Annotated in this window: 19 protein-coding genes and 7 pseudogenes; 13 read left to right on the top strand and 13 right to left on the bottom strand. The window is 59.9% G+C overall.

From position 1 onward, the window contains the following. Window positions 1–497: 497 nt before the first annotated feature. The 8 genes and pseudogenes from CK221_RS26610 to panD all read left to right on the top strand — a co-directional run. Window positions 498–1,751: pseudogene (locus tag CK221_RS26610) on the top strand (dicarboxylate/amino acid:cation symporter); the annotation flags it as partial. 605 nt (window positions 1,752–2,356) lie between these two features. After that, window positions 2,357–3,388: a LacI family DNA-binding transcriptional regulator gene (locus tag CK221_RS26620; protein ID WP_095779874.1), complete on the top strand. Its 1,032-nt coding sequence runs from the start codon at window positions 2,357–2,359 to the stop codon at window positions 3,386–3,388. A gap of 631 nt (window positions 3,389–4,019) precedes the next feature. Continuing rightward, window positions 4,020–5,762 carry a nif-specific transcriptional activator NifA gene (gene nifA, locus CK221_RS26625; protein ID WP_245322504.1) on the top strand — a complete coding sequence of 581 codons (1,743 nt, stop codon included), beginning with the start codon at window positions 4,020–4,022 and terminating at the stop codon, window positions 5,760–5,762. A gap of 414 nt (window positions 5,763–6,176) precedes the next feature. Continuing rightward, window positions 6,177–7,101 (top strand): annotated as a pseudogene (locus tag CK221_RS26630) (hypothetical protein). Between the two features lie 62 nt (window positions 7,102–7,163). Next, window positions 7,164–8,138, top strand: coding sequence for a quinolinate synthase NadA (nadA, locus tag CK221_RS26635; protein WP_095779876.1), 975 nt, complete (start codon window positions 7,164–7,166; stop codon window positions 8,136–8,138). Continuing rightward, the gene (locus tag CK221_RS26640; protein ID WP_095779877.1) at window positions 8,135–9,676 is read left to right on the top strand and encodes an L-aspartate oxidase; all 1,542 of its coding nucleotides are present in this window, start codon (window positions 8,135–8,137) and stop codon (window positions 9,674–9,676) included. Before nadA ends, CK221_RS26640 begins: the two co-directional genes overlap by 4 nt. Before the next feature lie 83 nt (window positions 9,677–9,759). After that, window positions 9,760–9,925: pseudogene (locus CK221_RS30920) on the top strand (3-oxoacyl-[acyl-carrier-protein] synthase III C-terminal domain-containing protein); the annotation flags it as partial. 46 nt (window positions 9,926–9,971) lie between these two features. Beyond that, entirely contained in the window at window positions 9,972–10,424 is a 453-nt protein-coding gene (panD, locus tag CK221_RS26650; RefSeq protein WP_095779878.1) for an aspartate 1-decarboxylase, read from the top strand. A gap of 360 nt (window positions 10,425–10,784) precedes the next feature. On the opposite strand, the gene CK221_RS26655 is transcribed toward panD, so the two are convergent. Then, a complete protein-coding gene (locus CK221_RS26655) occupies window positions 10,785–11,375 on the bottom strand; it encodes a NodA family N-acyltransferase (protein WP_095779879.1) in 591 nt (196 codons plus the stop codon). 481 nt (window positions 11,376–11,856) lie between these two features. Continuing rightward, window positions 11,857–12,594 (bottom strand): 3-oxoacyl-[acyl-carrier-protein] reductase, encoded by a 738-nt coding sequence (gene fabG, locus CK221_RS26660; protein ID WP_095779880.1) that lies wholly within the window; start codon window positions 12,592–12,594, stop codon window positions 11,857–11,859. Between the two features lie 168 nt (window positions 12,595–12,762). Between fabG and CK221_RS30925 the strand changes: the two are divergent. Continuing rightward, window positions 12,763–12,917, top strand: a pseudogene (locus CK221_RS30925) (LysR family transcriptional regulator); the annotation flags it as partial. Here CK221_RS30925 and CK221_RS26665 read toward each other — a convergent pair. After that, window positions 12,904–14,112, bottom strand: a complete 1,209-nt coding sequence (locus tag CK221_RS26665; protein ID WP_095779881.1) for a beta-ketoacyl-[acyl-carrier-protein] synthase family protein — start codon at window positions 14,110–14,112, stop codon at window positions 12,904–12,906. The pseudogene CK221_RS30925 and the gene CK221_RS26665 sit on opposite strands and share 14 nt — an antisense overlap. Then, complete coding sequence (locus tag CK221_RS26670; RefSeq protein ID WP_067318693.1) at window positions 14,113–14,391, bottom strand: acyl carrier protein; 279 nt, start codon at window positions 14,389–14,391, stop codon at window positions 14,113–14,115. 559 nt (window positions 14,392–14,950) lie between these two features. Between CK221_RS26670 and CK221_RS30005 the strand changes: the two genes are divergently transcribed. After that, window positions 14,951–15,157: a hypothetical protein gene (locus CK221_RS30005; protein ID WP_141247141.1), complete on the top strand. Its 207-nt coding sequence runs from the start codon at window positions 14,951–14,953 to the stop codon at window positions 15,155–15,157. Between the two features lie 253 nt (window positions 15,158–15,410). On the opposite strand, the gene queE is transcribed toward CK221_RS30005, so the two are convergent. The 9 genes and pseudogenes from queE to panB form a co-directional block, all read right to left on the bottom strand. Beyond that, window positions 15,411–16,145, bottom strand: coding sequence for a 7-carboxy-7-deazaguanine synthase QueE (queE, locus tag CK221_RS26675; RefSeq protein ID WP_095779882.1), 735 nt, complete (start codon window positions 16,143–16,145; stop codon window positions 15,411–15,413). Further along, a complete protein-coding gene (gene queD, locus CK221_RS26680; RefSeq protein ID WP_095779883.1) occupies window positions 16,142–16,498 on the bottom strand; it encodes a 6-carboxytetrahydropterin synthase QueD in 357 nt (118 codons plus the stop codon). The genes queE and queD overlap by 4 nt, the downstream gene beginning before the upstream one ends. After that, window positions 16,498–17,196 (bottom strand): 7-cyano-7-deazaguanine synthase QueC, encoded by a 699-nt coding sequence (gene queC / locus CK221_RS26685; RefSeq protein ID WP_095779884.1) that lies wholly within the window; start codon window positions 17,194–17,196, stop codon window positions 16,498–16,500. Before queC ends, queD begins: the two co-directional genes overlap by 1 nt. 559 nt (window positions 17,197–17,755) lie before the next feature. Beyond that, a complete protein-coding gene (locus tag CK221_RS26690) occupies window positions 17,756–18,004 on the bottom strand; it encodes a helix-turn-helix transcriptional regulator (protein ID WP_095779885.1) in 249 nt (82 codons plus the stop codon). 455 nt (window positions 18,005–18,459) lie between these two features. Further along, entirely contained in the window at window positions 18,460–19,089 is a 630-nt protein-coding gene (locus CK221_RS26695) for an acyl-homoserine-lactone synthase (RefSeq protein ID WP_095779886.1), read from the bottom strand. A gap of 77 nt (window positions 19,090–19,166) precedes the next feature. Further along, a pseudogene (locus CK221_RS26700) lies at window positions 19,167–19,382 on the bottom strand (helix-turn-helix transcriptional regulator); the annotation flags it as partial. Window positions 19,383–20,030: 648 nt separating this feature from the next. After that, the gene (locus CK221_RS30445; RefSeq protein ID WP_141247142.1) at window positions 20,031–20,246 is read right to left on the bottom strand and encodes a hypothetical protein; all 216 of its coding nucleotides are present in this window, start codon (window positions 20,244–20,246) and stop codon (window positions 20,031–20,033) included. Between the two features lie 79 nt (window positions 20,247–20,325). Beyond that, window positions 20,326–21,078: pseudogene (locus CK221_RS30010) on the bottom strand (pantoate--beta-alanine ligase). A 35-nt stretch (window positions 21,079–21,113) separates the two neighbouring features. Further along, window positions 21,114–21,860, bottom strand: a pseudogene (gene panB, locus CK221_RS26715) (3-methyl-2-oxobutanoate hydroxymethyltransferase). Between the two features lie 216 nt (window positions 21,861–22,076). Here panB and CK221_RS26720 point away from each other — a divergent pair. From CK221_RS26720 to nadC, 3 genes are all read left to right on the top strand, one after another. Further along, window positions 22,077–23,045, top strand: a complete 969-nt coding sequence (locus CK221_RS26720) for a hypothetical protein (protein WP_095779888.1) — start codon at window positions 22,077–22,079, stop codon at window positions 23,043–23,045. A gap of 82 nt (window positions 23,046–23,127) precedes the next feature. After that, complete coding sequence (locus CK221_RS31295) at window positions 23,128–23,427, top strand: hypothetical protein (protein ID WP_348628449.1); 300 nt, start codon at window positions 23,128–23,130, stop codon at window positions 23,425–23,427. Between the two features lies 1 nt (window position 23,428). Continuing rightward, a complete protein-coding gene (nadC, locus tag CK221_RS26730; RefSeq protein ID WP_095779889.1) occupies window positions 23,429–24,307 on the top strand; it encodes a carboxylating nicotinate-nucleotide diphosphorylase in 879 nt (292 codons plus the stop codon). The last annotated feature ends 9 nt before the right edge of the window (window positions 24,308–24,316 follow it).

A 24,316-nucleotide genomic window follows, 5' to 3' on the forward strand; every position in this document is an offset into this window, starting at 1 on the left:
ATGTCGATCTTGGTTGTCGCTTGGAAGTAACGGAGTGCGCTAGTAGCGGCGGAAGGACGGTCAACTGCTTACTCACTGCTAACACCTGACGGCTGCTCATCTCGAGCATAGCGAGGAAGCGCTCGCTCGGAGTTTCGCCCGCCTCTACGCCGGAGCATTTCCCCCGTGGCGAACCACCGTCTAAGGACGACCTGTTGTGAGCCCGGCAGAACCATGTGCACGCGCTTTGGGTCCTTCAAAGTCAGAACTTTGCGTTGCTGGAATTAACCGATTGCAAGCGGGCTGGTTCGGAACTTTGGGTCTCCCGCCAGCGATCAGTGCACAAAACCACCCAATCTTGCTCTGCAATTGTAGCAAATACCTGAGACCGGGCGATTTCTTGGCTTGGCACGACTGTTGCGACCGGCACCGAAGCAGCGTTCGACCGGAGCGCCGCGATGGGAGAAGCGCGGGAAGGGAGGAAGGGCCCGCCCCAAACCGGTCAGGGAGAGAATAACATGTTGACCCCACTGGCCCCCGGCGCAAACCGCGCATCCGGCAAGACTCTTTGTGCCAAGCCTTACGTGCAGGTGCTTGTCGCAATCATCCTCGGAGTTGCAGTTGGCCATTTTTATCCGCAAATCGGAGAACACCTGAAGCCGCTCGGCGATGCCTTCATCAAGCTCGTTAAGATGATCATCGCGCCCGTTATTTTTCTGACCGTGGCGACCGGAATTGCCGGCATGAGCGATCTTCAGAAGGTCGGCCGTGTTGCCGGCAAGGCGATGGCTTATTTCGTCACCTTCTCGACGCTCGCTCTTCTCGTCGGCCTCATCGTCGGCAATGTCATTCAGCCTGGGGCCGGCCTCAACATCGATCCGGCCTCGCTCGACGTCCAAGCCGTCAATGGCTATGCCGCAAAGGCCCATGAGCAGTCCGTGACCGGCTTCCTGATAAACATGATCCCGACCACGATTGTCGGCGCCTTCGTGGAAGGCGACATTCTCCAGGTGTTGTTCTTCTCCGTCCTCTTCGGCATCGCGCTGGCGACGGTCGGAGAATCGGGCAAATCGGTTCTTTCCTTTCTTCAGGACCTCACTGCACCCGTTTTCAAATTGGTCAGCATCCTCATGAAAGCCGCACCGTTCGGCGCTTTCGGAGCAATGGCCTTCACGATCGGCAAATACGGCATCGGTTCGGTTGCCAACCTTGCGATGCTGGTCGGGACCTTCTATCTCACCGCCTTTCTATTCGTGTTCGGGGTTCTCAGTGCAGTCTGCCGTTACAACGGCTTCTCGATCTTTTCTCTTATCCGCTACATCAAGGAAGAGCTGCTGCTGGTTCTCGGAACTTCCTCCTCCGAGGCCGCGCTGCCCTCTCTCATGGAGAAAATGGAAAAGGCCGGGGCCAAGCGCTCGGTCGTGGGCCTGGTCATCCCGACCGGATATTCCTTCAATCTGGATGGCACCAATATCTATATGACCCTGGCGGCCCTTTTCATCGCGCAGGCGACGAATACGGATTTGTCAGTTAGCGATCAGGTCCTCCTGCTGCTCGTCGCAATGCTTTCCTCGAAGGGTGCAGCAGGTGTCACAGGTGCCGGCTTCATCACGTTGGCCGCTACGCTGTCCGTAGTGCCGACTGTTCCCGTTGCTGGAATGGCGCTGATCCTTGGCGTCGACCGCTTCATGTCGGAATGCAGGGCACTCACCAATTTGATCGGTAACGCGGTCGCATCGCTTGTCGTCGCCCGCTGGGAAGGCGAATTGGATCAGGCGCATTTGCAAGCTGCCTTCTTCGGCCACCAGCCCGCCGAGACATCAACCGGCCAGCCACTGACGGCACCCGCACCGTGCAAGGCGGCAGCATCGCCACCGGTTGAATCGCCTGGCTGGTCGCAAACGCCTGACAATCGAGCCGCGGGTTCCAAACAGCCTCGCGCGGGCCAATGAAATCAAGAATCCCAACATGCGGTGAGTGCAAAATCATGTGTGCCTTGCGAAGGTCCCGCACTGGTCACGACACACAAGCCATCGACGACGCGCTTAAGGGCTTACGAAGATTGCGACGGTTCATGAAACCGGGCGCGGAACTCAATCGGAGCCCCGCGGTCAGCTCTCGTCGACACGGCTGAGCAATTCGCCCACGCTCTAAGCAACGAAAGCGACCTTGGCACAGAGGGATCAATGATCTATGGGCATCGATGATGTCGAAGACGGTCGGAAGGCGCGTGGTTCAGGTTTCGGCTTCTGCCTCCCACCCCGCCACGACAAGAATTCCCGGTAGCGAACAGGATCATGCAGGAATGACAGATTTTATTGAAAAATCTTACCTTTACTGGGCTTCTTCCTGATGTCGTTTTCATCAGACTCAGACCATGGCTAAGCGACCCACAATTGCTGATATCGCCCGGGAAGCCGGGCTCAGTGTTGCCACCGTTGATCGAGTTCTGAATGCCCGTCATCCGGTGCGGGAGGAGACTGCGCAGCGGGTCTTAGCCGCGGCACAGGCCATCGGATATCACGCCGCAGGTCTTATCAAGCAGCGCCTGCAGCGGGACCTGCCGCAATATCGGCTTGGCTTCATCCTGAGAAAACCGACTCACCACTTCTACCAGCGCCTCGCGCTTGAGGTTGAAGCGGCGGTCAACGCGGCGAAGTGCTTCCACGGCACTTCGCTCATCGAATTCGCGCCGTCGCACATGCCTTGCGACCTTGTTCCACTGCTCAAGGAATTCGGCGCGCGCTGCCACGCGATCGCCATGGTGGCGCCGGACCATCCCGCGATCACGGCAGCCGTCCAAGAACTCAAGGAAAAAGGCGTACCGGTTTTCTCGCTGCTTTCCGATTTCGCCGAAGGTGTTCGTGAGGGCTATATCGGCCTCGACAACCGCAAGGTCGGGCGGACGACAGCGTGGATGCTTTCAAAGGTTGCAAGACGGCCGGGCAAGGTGGCGATTTTTGTCGGCAGCCACCGTTTTCAGGGGCAGGAGCTGCGGGAGGTCGGCTTTCGCTCCTATTTCCGTGAGAATGCACCGACATTCGAGCTGCTCGATCCGCTCGTGAACCTTGAGGCACGGCAGATCACCTACGAGGCAACGCTGGATCTCATGCAACGGGAACCCGAACTCACCGGCTTCTATGTGGCCGGCGGAGGTATGGAGGGAGCGATCTCCGCGCTCCGTGAAGAAGGCGAAAGCCGGGGCCTCGTCGCGATCGTCAACGAGATCACGCCGGAGTCGCGGGCAGCACTCGCAGATGGCACGATCACGATGTCGGTCGGCACGCCCCAGCGCCTGCTTTGCCAGGAATTGATGACGCTGATGGCCCAGGCCATCAAGGTCGGCACTTCGGAGACCCCTGGGGAGACTTTTCTACCATTTGAGATCTATCTGCCGGAAAACGTCTGAAAGAGTGATAAAATACTATCATGGGAACCTGATTTCCTTTCATCGATGAAAGGAAAGCGGCGGGAGTTTGGTTGACTCACCTCCTTCATTCCGGTCTCGTTTAACAACGAATGATTGCTGCGCGGCGCAAGCAAGTCATCCGAGAACGACGACCCGCACTTCATGGAAGAGAAAGGAAAGCCATGCGTCAAGCATCGCTCCGCTTTGCGATCGACCGCATGACCCCGCCCCAATTTGCCAGGGCCGCACTTGCCCGCGACCCGGGCCTGACTGGCATCGACATCGACTATCATCTCGGCGGCCACCTAATTGGTCACGAAGAGCCGGCTGCAGACGTCCCACTCCCTGGCCGATCAATCGTCAAGACTGTCTTCATCAACGCCTTTTCCTGCTTAAATGAATTCCCGCGTACCAGGCCGAGGCGAGCAAACTCGTCGATTGTGCAGTGGCCTGCAGAGCGAAGACGCCCGCCAATGCGATTGGCCAAGAATATCCGCGCGCCGGACAATAGGCGCACTTGCCTCGAGCAACGATTTCACGGCGCGAGATGGATGATCATATGCAGCACGATGCTCGCAGCTGCGAGCAAAGTGCCAGGCAGATCTCGTCACGCTGCATATCGCTTCCAGAAATGAAAACACCTAATTCAAAATCCGAGACGAATCACGTGGTGTCTCTTGTGCCGCTGCGCGAGAGGGCGCCAGATATCTTCGAAACATCGAAAGCACTCACCGCCCCCGCTGCGCTCGAAGCCACGTTGGCCAACGTCGTCGGTCTCCTGCCATCGTTGTTGCAGGTGCGGCACGGCATCATCTCGCTCTTCAACGGTGCCGGCATACCGGACATGATCGTCGGCGCCGGCTTGAGCGAAGGCAGCGATGATCGCCACCGAAAGCATCTGCCACGGGCGGCGATCGACCGGATCATAACGACGGGCATGGCGCTCGTCGCCGAGAACATAGCGGTGGATCCGGCCTTCAACGCCGCCGACAAGGACGTGCTCGGGGCGTCCGACAACGTGAAAGTGTCGTTCATCGGCGTCCCCATTCGCATCGATGCGAACGTCGTGGGCACGCTGACCATCGATCGCATCCTGGACAACAAATCAGCCTCCCTCCTCGATTACGACCTCCGCCTCCTCACCACGATCGCCAATCTGGTTGGGCAGACAGTGAAGCTGCATCGCCTGTTCGCGTCCGACCGCGAGCGACCGATGGCCGAGAAAATCCGGATGCAAAAGCAATTCGGCGAGCTCAAGCAGCCTGGGCACGAGGGCAAAAGGGCTCCTGTCAAGGGGATCATTGGCGACAGCCCGGCGCTGCGCAGGCTACTTGAGAAGGTCGCGTTAGTAGCCAGGTCCAACAGTACCGTTTTGCTGCGCGGGGAATCCGGGACCGGCAAGGAGCTGGTCGCCAAGGCCGTTCACGAGTTGTCGGGGCGCGCCAAGCGGCCGTTCATCAAGCTCAATTGCGCAGCGCTCCCTGAGACCGTCCTGGAATCCGAGCTGTTCGGTCATGAAAAGGGTGCCTTTACCAGTGCATTCAACTCGCGCAAGGGGCGCTTTGAGCTCGCCGACAAGGGAACGTTGTTTCTGGATGAGATCGGCGAGATTTCTGCCTCGTTCCAGGCAAAGCTGCTGCGCGTTCTGCAGGAGCAGGAGTTCGAACGCGTCGGCAGCAACCAGACGATTAAGGTCGACGTTCGCGTGATTGCTGCCACGAACAGGAACCTGGAAGACGCTGTTGCAAGGAACGAGTTTCGCGCCGACCTTTATTATCGCATCAGCGTTGTTCCCTTGCTGGTGCCGGCATTGCGCGAACGGCGCAGTGATATTCCGCTGCTTGCCGCTGAGTTTCTCAAGAAGTTCAACAGCGAGAACGGCCGCAGCCTGGTCTTCGATGCGAGTGGGACTGAAGTGCTGATGAACTGTGCTTTTCCCGGAAATGTCCGCGAGCTTGAAAATTGCGTGCAGCGGACAGCGACCCTGTCAGCGGGAGCGTCAATCGTCAGAAGCGATTTTGATTGCTGCCACGGCCGATGCCTTTCCGCGATGCTCTGGAAGCACGCATTGACGGAGACTGCGACGAAATCGGAGCCGATCGCACCATCGCCACTGAACCCGGCCATGCAATCGCCTGGTGCTGTTGCTTCGGCCGCCTTTGGGGCCCCGCCTGTTTACAGTGATCTGGCACTGCCAGCGCCTGTTCGGGTGGCCCTCGTAAGCGACGGGAAGATGACCGATCGCGAGCGTCTCATCGCGGCCATGGAAAGATCCGGCTGGGTACAGGCAAAGGCAGCGCGCCTGCTTGGACTGACGCCGCGCCAGATTGGCTACGCCCTGAGGAAACACGATATCGAGCTCAAGTGTCTCTGAGCCGGCCTTCCGACATGCCGGGGCCGCAACATACCGAGCGAGGCGAATAGCTGGGACAAATCAAGGATTGGCTGTTCGGCTCCGACTCGGTGAGGCGGTGCGGCCTTCCTGTTGACGCCGGCTGCTATCAAGAACAGCCCGCTTTCGGCGAGCTTCGGTGCTGCCACGCGCCGCTCGGCCGACAGGCTGAGATCGCTCAATCCACGTCTCTCCTCACCCGGCGTTACCCATGGCGACTGTCGCGTTTGGCATATTTTTGTCTGGGTGCGAAGAGATATAATCGCCACTCGCGTGGTGTTGACGCGACGAGTGGTATGATAAAACACAGAGCTAAATCGGTTTAGACGGGGCGGAGCTTGCCAAGTAGGCCATTGACTTATGGACTAGGCAAAGGGACCGAGGAAAGGCAGAGCTATAGGCAAGACCAACGACGTCAACGCGGACCTGATCGCAGTCGTCGTCGCCGTGAACGACGCTGGACCATGTGTTCTGACCATCGAACAAGGGGCCGCCCTCCCCTCGGGCCCGTTTGAACTCGCTCATCGTTCGCTCCAGTCGAGCCTCAGGGCATGGGTGGAACTGCAGACCGGCCAGCCTCTCGGTTACATCGAGCAGCTCTACACCTTCGCCGATCGCGATCGGACCGGCGGCGACGAGCGCGTGATCTCGATCAGCTATCTCGCACTCACCCGCCAAGAAGATGCGGGCGCCTCGGGCAGGCGCAGCTGGGCGAGCTGGTACGACTATTTCCCCTGGGAGGATCATCGCTACGGCAGGCCCCCGATGCTGGAACAATTGTGGCCGCGCCTCATCGAATGGGCGCAAGGCGCGGACGACGGCGCGACGCGCTTCGAGCGCCGGCGGCGAGCGGCGGTCGCCTTTGCCATGGACGACCGGGCATGGAACGAAGAGCTCGCGCTGCAGCGCTACGAGCTGCTCCACGAAGCCGCCCTGGTGGAGGAAGCAAAGCGCGGCGGAGATTCTGCCATCCTCGCGCCGGTGCCGGGGAGATCGATGAGGGCCGATCATCGCCGCATTCTGGCAACGGCTATTGCGCGGCTGCGCTCCAAGATCAAATACCGGCCTGTTGTGTTCGAACTGACTGATGCCGCCGCTCTTCACGCTTTTACAGCTACAGCGAACCGTGGAGGCGCTCTCCGGCAGGCTCATCAACAAGCCGAACTTTCGCCGGCTCATAGCGCAGCAGGAGCTGGTTGAGAAGACCGGAGCGACGACCGCCGAGACCGGCGGCCGGCCGGCGCAGCTCTACCGCTTCCACCATGCTATTCTAGACGAGAGGCCTGTGGCCGGCACAAAATTGCCGCTCGTACGGGGTTGACACCACTTATAGTCACAACGATTATAGGCCTTATAATCGCGTTGACTATAACTGGAGGCTCGATGAGCGCCGTCCTGCCTTCGAGCGCCTCGCTATACCACCGCGTTCGGCGCGTTATCCCACCGATCGAGTGGCCGGTCTTCGTTGACGACATCGACGCGATACTGAAACTGAAGCGACAGCGCAACGCGGTCATCCTGGCGCATAACTACCAGACGCCGGAGATTTTTCACTGCGTGGCTGACATTGTAGGCGACAGCCTGGAGCTGGCCCGCAAGGCGATGACAGTCGACGCGGATGTGATCGTACTAGCCGGCGTGCATTTCATGGCTGAAACAGCCAAGCTCCTCAATCCCGACAAGACCGTGCTCATCCCGGATCTCGCCGCCGGCTGCTCGCTGGCCGACTCGATCACGGCCGAAGACGTGCGCCTGATGCGGCAGCGTTATCCCGGTGTTCCGGTCGTCACCTACGTCAACACCTCCGCCGCGGTGAAAGCTGAGTCAGACATCTGCTGCACCTCAGGCAACGCGCTCGCAGTGGTGAAGTCGCTCCGGGTGCCGCGCGTGATCATGCTGCCCGACGAATATCTGGCGAAGAACATCGCGCGACAGACGAAGGTTGAGATTATCGCCTGGAAGGGGCACTGCGAGGTGCATGAACGCTTTGAAGCGGCCGACATCCGCGAGCTGCGTGAGGCGCATCCCGGCATCAGCGTACTTGCCCATCCCGAATGTCCGCCCGCGGTCGTGGCCGAAGCCGACTTCGCCGGCTCGACGGCGGCGATGTCCGACTATGTCGCGCGGCATAGGCCGGCGCGTGTGGTGCTGATGACGGAATGTTCGATGAGCGACAATGTCGCGGTCGAGCATCCGGACGTGGATTTCGTGCGTCCATGCAATCTGTGCCCGCACATGAAACGCATCACGCTCGCCAACATCCGCACCGCGCTCGAAGAGAACCGTCACGTCATCACCATCGATCCGCACGTCACTGAACGGGCCCGCTGGGCTGTGGAACGCATGCTCTTCGTATGACGCCCGCCATCCATGACATTGGTGGGGCGCCGGTCATTATCGGCGCTGGCCTCGCCGGCCTGCTGACGGCGCTTCATCTGGCGCCCCAACCGGTCGTTCTGCTCTCCAGAACCCCGCTCGGAACCGACACCTCGAGCACGCTTGCACAGGGGGGGCTCGCAGCCAGCCTCGGCGAGGACGATACGCCGGAACTCCACCTCACCGATACGCTTGCTGCCGGCGACGGACACTGCGACGAACAGATGGCCAGGCGGGTGATTGAGGCCGCACCTAAAGCCATCGAGAATCTCATCCGTCTCGGCGTTCCCTTCGACCGCTCACTCGACGGGAGGCTGCGGCTCGGCCTGGAAGCGGCGCATTCGCGTCGCCGCATCGTCCACGCCGCCGGCGACGCAACCGGCCGCGAGTTGTTTCGGGCGCTGCTCGGCGTGGCGCGGCGAACCCATTCGATCACGATCATGGAAGGCATGACAGCGCTTCGCTTGGTTGTGTCGGAGGGCAGCATTGTGGGCTTGGTGGCAGTCTTGCACGGCGGCGTGCTCGCATTCCCCACACGCCGCGTGGTGCTGGCGACCGGTGGGATAGGCGGGCTGTTTTGCGACACAACGAACCCGCTCTCCTCATTCGGGCATGGTCTTGCGCTTGCCGCCTGTGCTGGAGCGGAGCTCGCCGATCTCGAATTTGTGCAATTCCACCCGACCGCGCTCGATGGTCCGCGCCGGCCAATGCCGCTTGTCAGCGAAGCGGTACGAGGCGAAGGCGCGGTGCTGATCGACGAAGACGGCCATCGCTTCCTGGCCGACACACCCGGAGCAGAACTCGCATCGCGCGACGTGGTTGCGAGGGCGATCTCGGATCAGCTCGCTGTCGGGCATCGCGTCTATCTCGATGCCCGACATTGCCTCGGGCAGAAATTCGCAAGACGCTTTCCGGCGATCGACGCTATTTGCAAGCAGGCCGGCATCGATCCGGCTGTGGAGCCTATTCCCGTGCGTCCCGCCGCTCACTATCACATGGGCGGAGTGGCCGTTGATGCCGAAGGGCGCAGTTCCGTTGGCGGCCTGTGGGCCTGCGGCGAAGTCGCATGCACGGGACTGCATGGCGCCAACCGGCTTGCCAGCAACTCTCTCGCGGAAGCTGTTGCGACAGCAGTCTGGGTCGCGGCAAGCGTGGCTGGATCTTGCGCGGGTTGGCAGTGGCCCAGGCTTCCCGCAACCATTCCCGTCCGGCCCGACCCTTCACCCATACGCCCGCTCGTGTCGAAAGCGCTTGGCATTGTTCGGAATGGCAAATCTATGCGCGATACGGTCGCGACACTGCTGCCGATCTCTGTCGGCGAGACGGTCGCGGCCGATCCGGCGCTGGTGACACTGTTGATGGCTATCGCAGCCCTTCGACGCGAGGAGAGCCGCGGTTCACATTACCGATCCGATTTCCCCCGGCGCCATGCTGCTGCCCTCCCCTCACGACTGACGCTCTGCACAGCCTTTGAGAATGCCGTCACGATCAGTTGGCAAACATCCGAACGGAGCTGTTGATATGACTTCACCTGCACCGCTACCTCGATTGGTTCGTGCAACATCAGGACCAATGTTCGATTTTTCGTCGTGGTCGGGAGAAACTCGGCATAGCCGATCGCGCAATCGTCACTATGGCAACTCTTCCGCCGCGACGATCCGATCTTGCTCTCGCTCGCCCATCGGGCGCAGCCATTTTGGCCGGGCGATAAAATTCTTTTGGGGGCGGCGGGTGCGGGTCTCAGCGGCGGTGCGCTGGCCGTTGTGATTAGCCGGGCGTTGCCAAGACTCACCTCGTATGCTGATGAGGACAACAATGCGAAAAATAGTGGCCGGCAAGCTGCACGGCATCCACGTCACCGAAGCGAACCTCAACTACCACGGTTCGATAACGCTCGACCCCGACCACTGCGAGGCAGCCGGCATCCTGCCGATGGAATTCGTGGAGATATGGAATAGAAATTCCGGTGCGCGGATTTCGACCTATGTCATCCTCGGCGAGCGCGGTTCACGCTGTTGCATCCTGAACGGAGCGGCGGCTCGTACCTGTCAGCCCGACGACCCGATTATTGTCTGCAACTCCATCTACCTGGACGAAGCGCATATCACCTCGCTGAAGCCGCGGATCGTTACGTTCGACCAGGATAACTACATACTCGACCGCCTGAGCTACTCCGTCGATCTTGACACAGATGGCCGGTACAGTTTCTCCGTTCTTGACGAGGCGAATGAGCCTTTGATCATTCCTGCCCTCGTCTCCGGGGCGTGAGCCGCGCTCAGCAGATGTGCGAGCTTCTTCGCCTCGTTGCAACTTGCTCGGCGCCGAAGAGCGTCTTCCACGAAGTGGCTGACGCTCAGCTTCGAAAGGCCGACCCACAGCGCTTTCGGCACCGCATGCCTTCGTGGGATGCCGCAATGTCTCGCATCTGGTGACGGCGAAGAGGGTCCGGAACGTCTGTGCGCGCGGAACCCCGCGTCCGGACGATTTAGATGCGCGGATTTTGCATGTTAATTCAGCCTCGATTGCCCACAGCTAACGTGAATGGGATCGCGTATTCAGTCCGAGCAGCTCTGCAAAAACCCGCCGCTGCGGTGCCTTCAGTGCGATCACCCGGCACTTCAAGATGTTTCATAGCTCCGGACCGTTCCGATCAATCAGGGTGCCGGATGGCCACTCGCTCATCGAGCGTCCAATCGGCACAACCACGACGAGCACGTCCTCGACGCGCGTGGGCGGCAGGTCCAGATACACATCTGGGAGAGTGGACCGCACGCGAACGCCCGACACAATCGCCGCCATGCCGTCTCTGCAGAACCTCTCCATATGGTTCCGCATCGCGCGCCGGACGGTGCCGAAAGCGAATGGAACCCCAAGCTGCCGCAATACCGGATATACAACGCGCATTGAATGACTGATCCCTTGTCCCTCAAGATCCGGACGCACCCCGTACAGCCCCAGGTCGGCCACCAGGAGTTCGACCTCGTCAACCTTGATGAAACGGCGGAGTATGCCGATATGAGCCGCTACGCCGTGCGCGTCGTAGCCGATTGCGCGGAGCTCCGGCCTCGCACCGGCCCAGCTACGGCCGCCTTCGAATGGCTTTGAGTTGAAGGCCCCAGTCGGTCCGTAGGTTTTTTGGAAGAACTCGGAGAGTTCGACATGGTCGGTCTGTTGCAAGTCACTTTCCCAGCACAACCTCCACCGCACGTCAGAGCACATGGAAACACCTCATCTTTGTTGCTGTTTTGTTGGGAAGCGCCTAGCAGGGGGATGCTTGTCGCATCGAGCCGGCTCGATGCAACTTGCGCAGGTCACCGAGGAAACTAGCCGCAATGACCAAGCGACTCCGTTGTGTTGCGAGCACACCGTCAGGCGTACGCCGGAAAAAACTGCTCGGAGCCAATACAACATGGATAATTGCCCTTTGGCTTGCATTCTTTGAAATCTCGCTATGCGACGTTTTGCAGAATTGGCAAAATCGTTTGTTTCGAATGAATGCATCCACGCTATGGATAGGAAAGCATGCGCTTCAAAGAACTTGATCTAAGCCTCCGCCCAAGGCGGCCTTGATCACGACGCTCGACCTCGCCAGTTGCCCCACCGACCGGGTCGTCAGTTGCCAGACCAACCGACCGCTATCTGGGTGGGAACCTTCCTGCCCTGTTGATACGCGTCATCGGGGCGCACTGAACTTTTTAGGCTAAATCATTGCCATGCCGCCGTTGACATGAATGGTTTGGCCGGTGATGTACGCGGCCTCGTTCGAGGCTAGGTAGACCACAGCCGAGGCGACTTCCAAGCCGGTGCCCATGCGCCTGGCCGGAATGGCGGCCATGATCGCTTCTTTCTGCCTGTCGTTCAGCTTGTCGGTCATGGCCGATTCGATGAAGCCCGGCGCCACGCAGTTCACCGTCACGCCGCGTGTCGCGATCTCCTGCGCCAGCGATTTCGACATGCCGATCATGCCAGCCTTTGAGGCGCAATAGTTCGCCTGGCCGGGATTGCCGGCTACGCCGGACACGGAGGTGATGTTGATGATGCGGCCGTTGCGGCGGCGCATCATCGGATGGGTCAGTTCGCGTGTGAGCCGGAACACGGCGGTCAGGTTGACCTCGAGTACCGCGTCCCAGTCCGCGTCCGACATGCGGACAAAAAGCCCATCCTTGGTGATGCCCGCATTGTTGACCAGTATGTCGACGCCTTCGAGTTGGGCTTCCGCGTTTGCGCCCAGGGCCTTGACCTCGTCGCGGTTCGAAAGGTTCGCCGGAAACAGTTTTGTCCGCCCGCCAAGTTCGGCAGCCAACGCCTCGAGCTTTTCGACACGCGTGCCGTGCAGGCCGACGGTTGCGCCGTGCGCGTGAAGCGCCCGCGCCACGGCCTCGCCGATTCCACCGCTTGCTCCGGTGACGAGCGCCTTGCGGCCGGTCAGATCGAACATTTATCGATTCCCTTTCTAAGGACCGGCTTCGCACGGAAGCGGTCACTGGCGGCCCTGCGTGCCTCCAGACATTGTCGGGTAAAGCTTTGGACAAACCCTCGAGCCGAACCGAAGGCGTCGCTTAACCTTCCGCGGTACGTCCAAATCGCTTCAGTTGAGAAATCTGCAAAAACGGGGCCCAGGCTCGTCGAGCTTCCGCTGCCACTTGGCGCATTCACCGAAACGGTCCAAAGGCAGCCCCTCACAACTGTGATCCGGCAAGCATTTGGATACGAGAGGTAGAGTTACGGGAGGCATTTCGCATGGGTTCTACACCTGCTTGAATGCCAGCACCGCGTTCAAGCCACCCATGGAGAAAGCATTGCTCATGGCCACGTGCACCTTGCGCTCGCGGGCAACATTGGGGGTGACATCGAGATCGCATTTGGGATCCCGCTCGCGATAATTCGCGCTCGGCGGAACAACACCCTCTTGGATCGCCATCACACAGGCGATCATTTCGAGCGCGCTCGCTCCCCCGAGGCAGTGGCCGTGTGTGGACTTGGTGGAGGAGACGGACAGCGAGTTAGCATGGTCACCGAAGACGCGCTTGATCGCCGCCGTTTCTATTTCGTCGTTGGCCTTGGTGCCGGTGCCATGCGCGTTTAGGTACTCGACATCCTCGGCATTCAGCCCGGCATCGGCAAGACAGGCGCGCATCGCCGCTTCCGGTCCATGGACAGCCGGCGCGGCGATGTGGAAGGCATCAGCGGAAAGGCCGATGCCTGCGATCTCGGCAAGGATCGTGGCGCCGCGCGCCGTGGCATGCTCATAGCTTTCCAGCACGGCCATGCCCGCACCCTCGCCCAGCACTACGCCCCTTCTGTCGGCGGAGAAGGGCCGGCAAGTATCCGGAGCGAGTACGCGCATGGCGTCCCATGCCTTCACCACAAAAAATACGAAGGGCGCGTCGCTGCCTCCGGCAAGCATCACGTCGGCTCGCCCGTACCTGATCTGGTCGACGGCCGATGCGATCGCATGGTTGGCCGAGGCGCATGCGGAGGTGGTGGCGAAGACCGGCCCACGCAGGCCGAGGCTCATGCTGACATGGCAGGCAGCTGCGCTCGGCATCCCCTTTACTCCAGTCAAGAGACCCACGCGCGCCGCGCCGTCCAGAAGGAGGGCGCGGTAGGCCTTTTCGGTCGCCTCCCAGTCACCGAAGCCGACGCCCACTGTAGCGCCGAAGCGATGGGCATTTCCTTCATCGCAGGAAAGTCCGGCCTGGCGCATGGCTTCGTGCGCCGCAAGCACGGCAAGCAGGCTGCAGCGGCCCATGGAGACGAGTTGCCTGGGCTCAATGTCGTGCTCAGGCAATGCTTTGATCTCGGCGCCGATTATGCCTTCCAGACCATGAAGTTCTGAATTGACAATCGGGCCGATGGCCGAGCGGCCTTCGCGCATGCCTGTCCAAATCGAGGTGGCATCGGTGCCTAGCCCGCACAGCCCGCCTATACCGGTGATGACAACGCGTCTGTCCATTCAAGCGGCCTTGGCAAGCAAGCTGCGGATAGCTTCCACGATGCCGCCGACATTCTGGACACCCGACCAAGCCTCGGCCGAGTTCATTTCGATCTTGATGCCATACGCCTGCTCCAGGTCCCAGAGCACGTCCGCTAACCCCAGTGAATCGATGCCGAGGCCAGTCAGTTCCGTCGTAGTGGTTATTTCGCCGACGGATAGCTTGGTCCCCTCACCATTCTCTGACTCGACGCGTTTCTTTATTATGGCAATGATTTCCGTTGTGAGTTGATCAGTCATTTCCGTTCCTTTCCATTTCACCTATTTTGACGTGGAGCGCGGCGCCATGCCTCTGCCACGCGTCGCGAAAATCGTCCCTGACCAGGCTTGTGCCACTCACGAGTACCGATTGATTAGAGATGGTCTGCGGGGTAGGGGTCGATGACGAAAGCCTTGCCGGCACCCGATTTAGCGCCGGCACGCCGGCATCCCGGATGTGCAAAGTGGACCGTCGTCAAACGGCTCGGCCGCCTTCGAGTGGGTCTGGATGAAGACCCCAGTCAGTCCATAGGTTCTCCGGGAAGTCGGAGAGTTCGAAACGGCGGCCAGCTACAACTCATTTTCCCAGCACAACTTCCGTCGCACGTCTGAGCTCATGGATAGATTGTCCTTTCCGGCCCTTTTTTCGCAGTCGTTCACGATAGTGGTAGCGGGTGATCAGTGTGTTGTAAGGTGCTGTCGTCAGATGCGAGATTCCGGAGGATTGATAAAATCGTTTGTTTCGATGAGACGCATCTACCCCGTGGATACATTTCAAGCGATCCGGTAAGCCCTCTGGTTGCGGGAGATAATGCTACAGATGCATCCCGCATTGGCACCCCACGCAAAGCTCGGCACGGGGCACTCCTACATGCTCAGCGCCTCGCGCTCGCTTTCCGATTTCGACGAAACGCTGCCGGATAGCGCAAGGCACAAAGGTCACCTTCCGCAGGGCAAGTTCATGCTGTGGGTCGGGCTTGCGAACACCATCGAACTCTTTCAGGCCTGCATCGCCAGGACATCGTGATCGCCCAAGGAAGATGTTCAGCGCTACCGGCGAGAAAGAGCTGCGACAAGCCGAAATTTTCGACCGGCCAATCCCCCAGGCTGGAATTCGAAAACGGAGCAACGACGATCGGGGACTTGCCTTCTGTCGAACTCTGTCGGCGGCCGAAGCCGCTGCCTGGCCTCAAGCACCTCCGCAAGTACTCGGCAGCGCCGCCAGATAGAAGCCACCGTCGAACCGAAGATCCGCAGGCGCATTTCCCGTACAGGCGAGACTAGACGCCTCGCTTGTTTCCCCAGAGCATAACGTGCAGCTGCGGCAACACGCGCGCTTCGAACCACCTGTCGCGTGTTACCTTTTCCACAAGCCACTCCATGCGTTTGATTATTCCGTTCAGGTCGACAGGTGCGTCTCCATTGCCAAGGCGCGGTGGCGTGTGATTGCCGGGTTGCAGATAAACCGGAAGGTGTGGAAATCGCGCGGCAGCATCTTTGGCGTATGCGTAGTCACTCTCGTCGAAAACAACGAGCTTGAGCACGATTTGCGGCTTGTCCTGCGCCGCTTCTGTGCACGCTTTGAATGCAGCCCAATCCGTCCTCATCTCGCTTGACGGCGGCTTTGGGCTGAGAACCAGCACGTCAAGATCCGCAAACCAGTCCCTGGCCACCGAACCTTGGGTTTCCAGCGCAAAACGGTAGCCTTCACCATGGCCAAGCTTGATCAGCGTAGCGAACGGCTGAATCGCCGGATTGCCGCCCGACAGCGACACCATCACCGGCCGGCCACCGGAAAGCCCAACGACGCTTTGCCACACCATATCGATCGGCATCATCTCCCATTCGCGGCGGAATTGGTTGTCCACCGCATGGAGGCTGTCGCACCAGGAACACCGGTAGTCACACCCGCCGGTTCTGATGAAGACTGTAGGCAAACCAATGAGCACTCCCTCGCCCTGGACGGTGGGCCCAAATATCTCGCTCACACGAATTGCAGGACGCGTGTCCGTCACGGCCGGTATTCCGCCCAGGTTTTCGGGGTTTCGCTTACCCGCACGGCGGCGGTTTCCGGCAGACGTTCCTTGCACCATTCATAGAAATGTCTGGCCAAGTATTCCGCCGTGACTTGCTCATGTCCCAGCACTTCGTTGAGGTGCCGATGGTCGAGGCTGTCGTCTATATAGCGTTTGAGCGGCGCCAGATCGTGATAGTCGCGCACGAAGCCGTGCGCGTTTAGGTCTTTCGCCGATAGCTCCACTTCGACGATGTAGTTATGCCCGTGCAGGCGTGCACACTGATGATCGGGTGGCAACGAGGTTAGTTGATGCGAGGCCGAGAAGTGGAATTCCTTGGTGATGCGGAACATCAGGCCCTCCTCCTCCGCAGCGCCTCGAGCCAGAAGTTGGCGTCTTCGTAGTCGGTTGGATCAGCGTGCCTCGCGAGATGAAACGCCTCGCGCCGCTCCACGCAGGTCCCGCACCGTCCGCAGTGAAGCTCGCCGCCCTTGTAACACGACCAGGTCTCCGCAAATGGGGTTCCGTTTCTTGCTCCATCCCCGACGATGTCGCCCTTCGTGAGGTTGACGTAGGGGGTATAAAGGCGAATGTCGGCGTAGCCGTCGAGCGCGCGGTCTTGCATCACCTGGAAAGCTTCGATGAAGGCCGGACGGCAATCTGGATAGATGAAATGGTCCCCACCATGTACGGCCATCGCCACCGCTTCTGCCTTGTGCGCGGCGGCGAGACCGAAGGCGATCGCCAACATGATGGCGTTCCGGTTCGGCACCACCGTGATCTTCATCGTGTCTTCGGCGTAGTGTCCGTCCGGCACGTCGACATCATCGGTCAGCGCTGAACCGGAAAGGCCGCGGCCAATTTCGGGGATGTTGATGATCTGGTGCAAAGTGTTCAGTCGCTCCGCGCAGAGAGCGGCAAAGCCCAATTCTTTCCTGTGCCGTTGGCCGTAATCGAAAGACAGGAGGCCGGCGAGTTCGTGCTCCGCTGCCACGCTGTGAGCAAGGGCCACGGAGTCTAATCCTCCGGAACAGATAACGAGAGTCTTCATTGTGGGATCCTTGTTTTGACCGGGTAAGGCTGCGACCGGAGATTTCTCTGCGCTCCTCCTATCTCAGCGAGTCAATGATGTGAACCCGGTGTTAGTCTGATGCGCTATGCGCTGACGTGCCGTGGTGCAGAAGGTGGTGCAGCAGGGTTCCCGACAGCGGGGCTGAGCCTCGTTCGTGGATTCCAAGCCCAAGCGTATGCTCAGCCGGAAAAGCGCAATCGGAAAAGCGCAATTCGGGCGCGCCCGAACTCTGCACAAAAGACACGCTTCAATCCGCGTGCCGCCGCTTTAGAGCGGCGTGTTGATTATCGAGTCTGGAGGTTGTGCGCTCGCGCAACTCCTCGAGGCAAGGACGGCGCTTCGGCGAAAGCGCCGTTCCGTGCTGCCCGGTCGGCTAAAATTGACAGATCAGCAGTGGTAGCTTGAGAGGGAAAGATGCATCATGTGCTTGCTGGTGGTTCCGTTCTGTTATTAATCCTGTCGCCATCGGAACACCAATTAGTTGGTTTGTACGCGACCTGCTCCCCACAGACCTAACGGGCAACAAGTCTTCCCCTGATTAGGCCGCGTCAAGTATGTCCGCCTCAAGAATTCCCACGGGTAGTGACAGCGATTTCGCGATCCGATCTCGATAACCCTTGTTGTATCTCAGACCGGACTCAATGTTCAGGATTTCCTCAGCGGCTAGGCCGCACGCCACCGCCAGGTCGTCGACGGAATATCCAAGGTGCTCACGATAAGCACGGATGATGTGGGTTCCCCCCAACATAGCCTTCAAGACTGGCTCGGGAATGCGCGGATCTTTCATATATCACCTCGAAGGAGAGCAGAGGCGCCTGACAGCTCGGGAGAGTTCCACCCGAGTTGGCGCTCGTAGCAAGTCGAATAGATGGACATCAATTCGACCGGTTCGGTCTCGTCCATGGGCAACCTGAATGGCGGCCGGACCGGTATATGGCGGTTCAACTGGTTCTGATCAAGTCCGAAGAACCTGCCTGCCTAAGATGGCCTGATCGGCTGTACCAGTCGCTGCGCGATCCCGGCGGCTGCTCATCGCCGAACCTCTTGGGCAGGAATTCGACGCTTGCGGAGCGCTGAATCCAAGGCCGTCGTGACAGCTCCCTGGCCGTGTCGGAGCCACCATTCACCCGTCGATGAATTGACTGGAAGGTCGTAACCTTCGCAGCTACGCCAGTCTGGTCAGCAATCGACAGTTCGTAGCGCCCGCGGGCAGGAGCATTGGTCAGGCTGAGCATCGTTAGCCTATGCCGACAGGCCGAAAACCGGTTGCCATAACACCGGTCCGTTCAGACGTCCCTTCCAGCGGATGCGCAAGAGGCTAGCGTGGGAAATCTCGAGAAAGCCGGCGACTGCCTCCGTGTTACCGACTGGCTTTGGCTGTCCGATGCGCGACAACGGCCACGTTGCAAGACGCAGGATCCGCTCCATGCGTGTATCGGTCACTGTCACAATCCGAGTGAGATTGTTCGCCAAGCCAAATTCGATCATGCCGGCGAAGAGTTCGTAGGTTGCTTGCGCCAGTCCACCAGCCTTAGGCGCTGATGGAGGTAGATCGAGTGCGAAACGACTGCTCTCCCAAATGCAGGCACTCGCGGGCGCCGCAGTCTCACCCAGCAGCATCGGAAATGTGTCGCGCAACATTGTCGGTCCGGTAGTCGGCAGAAGACGGACGCAACCGCAAATTCGCCAGTCGGATCCCTTGAGAAGCAGATAGACGGGGTTCAGGCTGTCAAATGCGTCTGTTTCCATCTCGCTTTCGGTCTCAACTTCCCAATCCAGCCTTTCCTTGAAGACCCGATGCCTGACCCCGTGCATTTCTTTGAGCTCGTTTGGAAATTCGCCGTAGAGTTCAGGTGTTATCAGCTGCATCATTTGTCGCCTCCGGGCAGGATATGTTCCCGCCATTGAAGAGCAAAGCCGACATTGATGCAGCCTGTAGACCTTTACAGCTATCGGACAAAAAACGGGTCAGGATTTCCACTGGCGGAAGCAGTCAGTCGCGCCACGCACTGGTTGATGGTTCGCACGCCAAGCTTTGCCTTGGTGTTTTCCAGGTGGAACGTCACGGTGCGCTTCGAGACGGCAAGGATCCAGCTGATATCCCAGGCCGACTTACCGCGCGCTGCCTATGTCCGTGATTCAAACTCCCGCGGCGTCAGCCAAACTCAGCTGCTTTTTCCAGAATTCCTGCTGTGAGGGACGTCTGGCCGGAGGCGGACGGTTGAAATAGGCGAAGAGCGGAAAATTGAATCCGGCTGCGGCGGCATTGCCTCATGGAGATCGACAGCATCGACGCTTGCAGAGAGTTGCTCGACGAGTTTTCAAACACGCGATAGATCTGCCCTTTGCGCAACCTTCTCAAGTGTTGCTCGATGATTAGGCTGAGACTTGGTCTAACGACCCCGCACCGACGCGACGGGGACGACTTCGCCATCATCGCCTTGCTTGTCGCGGCTTGGCTCGGCGACACACGCCTCATCGATAACGTCTCAACATCCCCGGTTGGCACGTGGCCAGCTTCGCGGTGTTCGCTTCAACCGGAAACAGCAAAGTATTGGCAAGCTGGCGCACACCCCGCCAGACCCAAAACACAGGCCGACTGGAAAAGGAAAAAAGCCCGCGATGAGCGGGCTTTTTGATGGAGAGGACCAATGGACCGTTCAAACGAGAACGCTTTGCTACAGCTTGGAAGAGATTCAGGAGCATATCAATGCTGCGCTAACTGAAGCAGAGCATGACGATAATTTGCGAATCAGTGTCAAAAGGCCTCGGCGGCCACCGATTGCTAGCCGTTTCAATCGACGACCATGATCCTACTTCCCCGTGAAGTGTTCGTTATTATCGATGTGCTGAGCGGCTCTTAGGAGCTTGAAGCGCGGGTGAGAGCAGCCGCGACATGGCGGAAACGTCTTTTCGAACACGCAAGTCACTTCATGTTCCTTGGCATGGTTCTTGTCGTGAACAACTTGGTATATACCCGAGTGCTGAACTTTGTCACCAGGTTTGAAAATATCGCCAATTGCAGCCATCGAATCGCTCCAGTTGTAATCCGGCGCGTTACTACCGACCATTGGTCTGTTTGTAAAGTAGATAAGCGCCCAAACTTTGCTAATGGCTGCAGGTCCGTCTCCCCACGGAGTTCCAGGTACTCGACCCCGCGATAACCCGCTGGCAGAATTGCTGCACGCGCTTCATCAAGCATGGGCAGGACAGGAAAGCCGCGCGCAAGCCGCTCCGCCGTGTCGAGCAAGACCGAAGAGCCTTGGGGCGATGACGCGTTCTGCTGGCGAGAGCCGGACGTTGCGCGACATAGCGCAAGACCATCGGGTTCGCGGACTGTTGGACATGCGACCACGGCGTCGGAATATCGAGGTCCCGGACCATGCGCCTGACAAGCTGAAGCTGCTGGAATTTCTTTTCGCCAAACAGGCGAAGTCAGCGCCGTCTGCAGGGAGAGCTTGGCCACGACCGTCGCACACCGTCGAAATGGCCGGACCGGAAGGCGCCGCACAGGCCCTCGCTGAGAGTGGACACCGAAACGGTCGTGTCAACGCCAGCTGGATACAACTCGTCTTAATCCGGCACATAGAGCAGATGTGCGCCTGTCGTCACGAGCTCGGCGGCATCTTCGTTTTCCGTGCGGGGATAGGCGGCAAAGGTCGGCGGCACTGTTGAACTGCTTAGGATTGACGACAGCGTCACGACTACCGCCTCAGCCTTCTGAAGCGCGGCACGCACGAGGCTCGGATGGCCTTCAGGCAGGCCCCCCATGGTCGGCACAACGGCGACACGGGCGCCCTGAGCACGATGCCATCCCGCTGCAACAGCGCGGAGCTCGGCAACGGTTCCAACGATCGGCACGACTCATGTGAGGTCTCCGGCCTTGGTCTCGTTCGCTAAAGATGTTCGGCCGCCGGAAAGCGCCGTTCCCTCACGCCGGCGGCATAAGCCGCAATCGCCGCATCGGCCTGGTCGCCCAGTTCGGCGTAGCGCTTGACGAATTTCGGCCGGACAGGGGTAAAGAGGCCGAGCATGTCGTCGCTCACCAGAACTGGCCGCCGCAGGCTGGCGAGGCGCCGATGCCGATAGTGGGGATTTCGATCTCTGCGCTAATGCGGCGTGCGATCGGCTCGGGGAATTTCTCCAAACACCACTGAGAAAGCGCCTAACTACGTGACCGCAGCAGCGTCGCGCCTGATCCGCTCGGCATCGTCTCCCCGCCGCTCGACACGGTAGCCGCCGAAAATGTTGACTGCCTGCGGGGTCAAGCCGACAAGGGCCATTACAGGTACACCGCGGGCGGTGAGAAGGCGAATTGTATGGGCCATGGACCGGCCGCCCTCGAGCTTCACCGCTGCACATCCGGTCTCTGCGATAAGGCGGCCGCTTTGCGGAAGGCCTGCTGCGGCCCCTCTTGGTAGAACCGAACCGCATGTCGACGACCATCAGCGCGTGTTGCAGGCCGCGGCCGTGCATGATCATCCTTTCGAGGCTGCCCCCCCAGCGCCGAGGATAGCCTGTGCATTATCATGCCGACGTGTCCCCGACGAGGCCAATGTCGCAATGTCGATCGGCCATCCTGGCGACCGGGGTGTATAGGCAGTGAGGCGGACGAGTGGGGCCTGGCCTTTCCGCGAGGGGATATCCGGTGGCGTATTTGCCTACGCATCACTCGGAGCGCTCAATCTAGGCCTCCTTCCGTTGCGTTACCAACCGCCGGAGTCGCGTTTGGCACATTTTAGTGCAAGTGCGAAGAGATAAGAATGCCGTCCAGCTGTGGGGTGTTGACGTGCAGGAAGTCACGCTTACACTAAATCGATTAGAGTCTCGCCGAGCTGGGGCCAACCAAGTTCGCAGATATGGAAGAGCAACGAACACGACCCGGGAAAGACAGAGCCGAGGATAAGGCCGACGAAGCCAAAGTGGACCTGACCGCGGTGGTCGTCGCCGTAAATGGCGGTGAGCCCTGTCTTCTCACAATCGGTCAGGCGGACACCTTGCCCTCCGGACCATTTGCGCTCGAGCACCGATCGCCGCAATCCGGTTTGAGGGGGTGGGTCGAACAGCAAACCGGCCATCCCCTTGGGTATATCGAGCAACTCTACACGTTCGCCGATCGGGACCGTGCCGGCCCCGAGCGCCAGCAGCGCGTCATCTCGATCAGCTATCTCGCACTCACCCGGAAGGAACAGGGGACGGCCTCATCCACGTGCGGCTGGCAAAGCTGGTACGAATATTTTCCATGGGAGGATCACCGCTCCGGCTCGCCGCCGATGGGCCTGGATATTCTGCGAGCGCGCTTGATGGAATGGGCAGACGGCGCTGGCGATCCGGCCAGGCAGCGCGAACGCCGGCAGAGGGTGGCGATCGCCTTCGGCTTTGACGACCGCCATTGGAACGAGGAGCTCACGCTCCAACGCTATGAGTTGCTCTACGAAGCAGGATTGGTCGAAGAGGCTAGCGACGGGAAGGCCGCGCCTCCGTCTGCGGCCGTCTCAGGCAAGGCGATGGTCGCTGATCATCGCCGCATCCTGGCGACAGGCGTTACGCGGTTGCGCTCCAAGATCAAATACCGGCCAGTCGTATTCGAGCTCATGAGACCGACTTTCACGCTGCTCCAGCTGCAGCGGACGGTGGAAGCATTGGCTGGCAGACTGATCGACAAGCCGAACTTCCGCAGGCTTGTTGAGCAACAAGAGCTGGTCGAGGAGACTGGCGACACTTCAGTCGATACGGGTGGGCGGCCCGCAAAGCTCTATCGCTTCCGCCGTGCCGTGCTCGATGAAAGAGCTTTCGCCGGGACAAAATTGCCAATGTCTCGGGCTTGACACAGCTTATAGTCAAGCTAGAAATATTCCCCTTATTGTCACATCGAATATAATCGGAGGCGCTGATGACTGGGCGTTACCTATGGCCGCGTCCCTAAATGAGCGCGTCAGGCGGGTGATCCCGCCATTCGAATGGTCGGCTTTTGCCGACGACATTGAAGCGATCCTCGCGCTGAAGCGCGCGCGCAATGCGGTCATCCTGGCGCACAATTACCAGTCGCCGAAATCTTTCACCGTGTGGCTGACCAAGAGAGCCGTGGTTCGCACTTCCGCACTGATTCCCTGGCGCGATGCAGAGGCGTGCCTCGCCAGGCTGACACTCCGCGGCGCAGTGCGGGTCGCACTCGCAATTGGGTGGCAGGCACGGACACGGAGCACCTGATATGAAACCGTTCGCACCCCTGCCCTCGACCCTGATTGAACCGATCGTGCGCGGTGCGCTCCTGGAAGACCTGGGCAGATGCGGCGACCTGACCAGCGATGCGGTGATCCCGCATGATTGCACGGCCACTTTGATGCTCAAGTCGCGCGAAACGGGAATCATCGCCGGCCTCGATCTGGTTGCGTTCGCCCTGCTGCTCGTCGAGCCTGCGATCCAAATGCAAATCTGGCGCCCGGACGGCAGCGATGTCGCGGCCGGCGAGATCATTGCCAAGCTGTGCGGACCGGCGCGTGGCCTGCTCACGGCCGAGCGCACGGCGCTTAACTTCCTTTGCCGCCTGAGCGGCATTGCCACGGCCACAGCCGCGATGGTCGAGGCTGTGCGTGGCCATAAGGCAAAGATCGTATGCACAAGAAAAACGACGCCCGGTTTGCGCGCACTTGAGAAGTACGCCGTGCGTGTCGGCGGCGGCGCCAATCACCGTTTCGGGCTCGATGACGCCGTGCTGATCAAGGACAACCACATCGCCATCGCCGGCGACATTCGCACGGCAATAGAGCGAGCGCGCGCCGCCGCGGGCCATATGGTGAAGATCGAGGTCGAGGTCGACACGCTGGAGCAGCTCGATATAGCGCTCGCACTGGGAATCGACGCAGTGCTGCTCGACAATATGTCGGTCGAAGATCTTGCGCGCGCCGTGGCGACGGTCGATGGCCGCGTCATCACCGAGGCTTCCGGTCGGGTGACACCGATCACGGCCCCGGCGATCGCGGCGACCGGAGTAGATCTCATCTCCGTCGGATGGCTGACACACAGCGCGCCGATCCTCGACATCGGCCTGGATATGCCGGCCCACGGGTACGGCTGCAGCCTGAACTGATGGAAACGA

This window comes from Mesorhizobium sp. WSM3868, from assembly GCF_002294785.1.
Classification (GTDB): Bacteria; Pseudomonadota; Alphaproteobacteria; order Rhizobiales; family Rhizobiaceae; genus Mesorhizobium.

Bases quoted from the DNA above. Each gene is read 5' to 3' on its own strand.
- CK221_RS26620 (WP_095779874.1), top strand. From the start codon at position 2,357: ATGGCTAAGCGACCCACAATTGCTGATATCGCCCGGGAAGCCGGGCTC.
- nifA (WP_245322504.1), top strand. From the start codon at position 4,020: ATGAAAACACCTAATTCAAAATCCGAGACGAATCACGTGGTGTCTCTT.
- nadA (WP_095779876.1), top strand. From the start codon at position 7,164: ATGAGCGCCGTCCTGCCTTCGAGCGCCTCGCTATACCACCGCGTTCGG.
- CK221_RS26640 (WP_095779877.1), top strand. From the start codon at position 8,135: ATGACGCCCGCCATCCATGACATTGGTGGGGCGCCGGTCATTATCGGC.
- panD (WP_095779878.1), top strand. From the start codon at position 9,972: ATGCGAAAAATAGTGGCCGGCAAGCTGCACGGCATCCACGTCACCGAA.
- CK221_RS26655 (WP_095779879.1), bottom strand. From the start codon at position 11,375: ATGTGCTCTGACGTGCGGTGGAGGTTGTGCTGGGAAAGTGACTTGCAA.
- fabG (WP_095779880.1), bottom strand. From the start codon at position 12,594: ATGTTCGATCTGACCGGCCGCAAGGCGCTCGTCACCGGAGCAAGCGGT.
- CK221_RS26665 (WP_095779881.1), bottom strand. From the start codon at position 14,112: ATGGACAGACGCGTTGTCATCACCGGTATAGGCGGGCTGTGCGGGCTA.
- CK221_RS26670 (WP_067318693.1), bottom strand. From the start codon at position 14,391: ATGACTGATCAACTCACAACGGAAATCATTGCCATAATAAAGAAACGC.
- CK221_RS30005 (WP_141247141.1), top strand. From the start codon at position 14,951: ATGCATCCCGCATTGGCACCCCACGCAAAGCTCGGCACGGGGCACTCC.
- queD (WP_095779883.1), bottom strand. From the start codon at position 16,498: ATGTTCCGCATCACCAAGGAATTCCACTTCTCGGCCTCGCATCAACTA.
- queC (WP_095779884.1), bottom strand. From the start codon at position 17,196: ATGAAGACTCTCGTTATCTGTTCCGGAGGATTAGACTCCGTGGCCCTT.
- CK221_RS26690 (WP_095779885.1), bottom strand. From the start codon at position 18,004: ATGAAAGATCCGCGCATTCCCGAGCCAGTCTTGAAGGCTATGTTGGGG.
- CK221_RS26695 (WP_095779886.1), bottom strand. From the start codon at position 19,089: ATGATGCAGCTGATAACACCTGAACTCTACGGCGAATTTCCAAACGAG.
- CK221_RS30445 (WP_141247142.1), bottom strand. From the start codon at position 20,246: ATGGCTGCAATTGGCGATATTTTCAAACCTGGTGACAAAGTTCAGCAC.
- CK221_RS26720 (WP_095779888.1), top strand. From the start codon at position 22,077: ATGGAAGAGCAACGAACACGACCCGGGAAAGACAGAGCCGAGGATAAG.
- CK221_RS31295 (WP_348628449.1), top strand. From the start codon at position 23,128: ATGGCCGCGTCCCTAAATGAGCGCGTCAGGCGGGTGATCCCGCCATTC.
- nadC (WP_095779889.1), top strand. From the start codon at position 23,429: ATGAAACCGTTCGCACCCCTGCCCTCGACCCTGATTGAACCGATCGTG.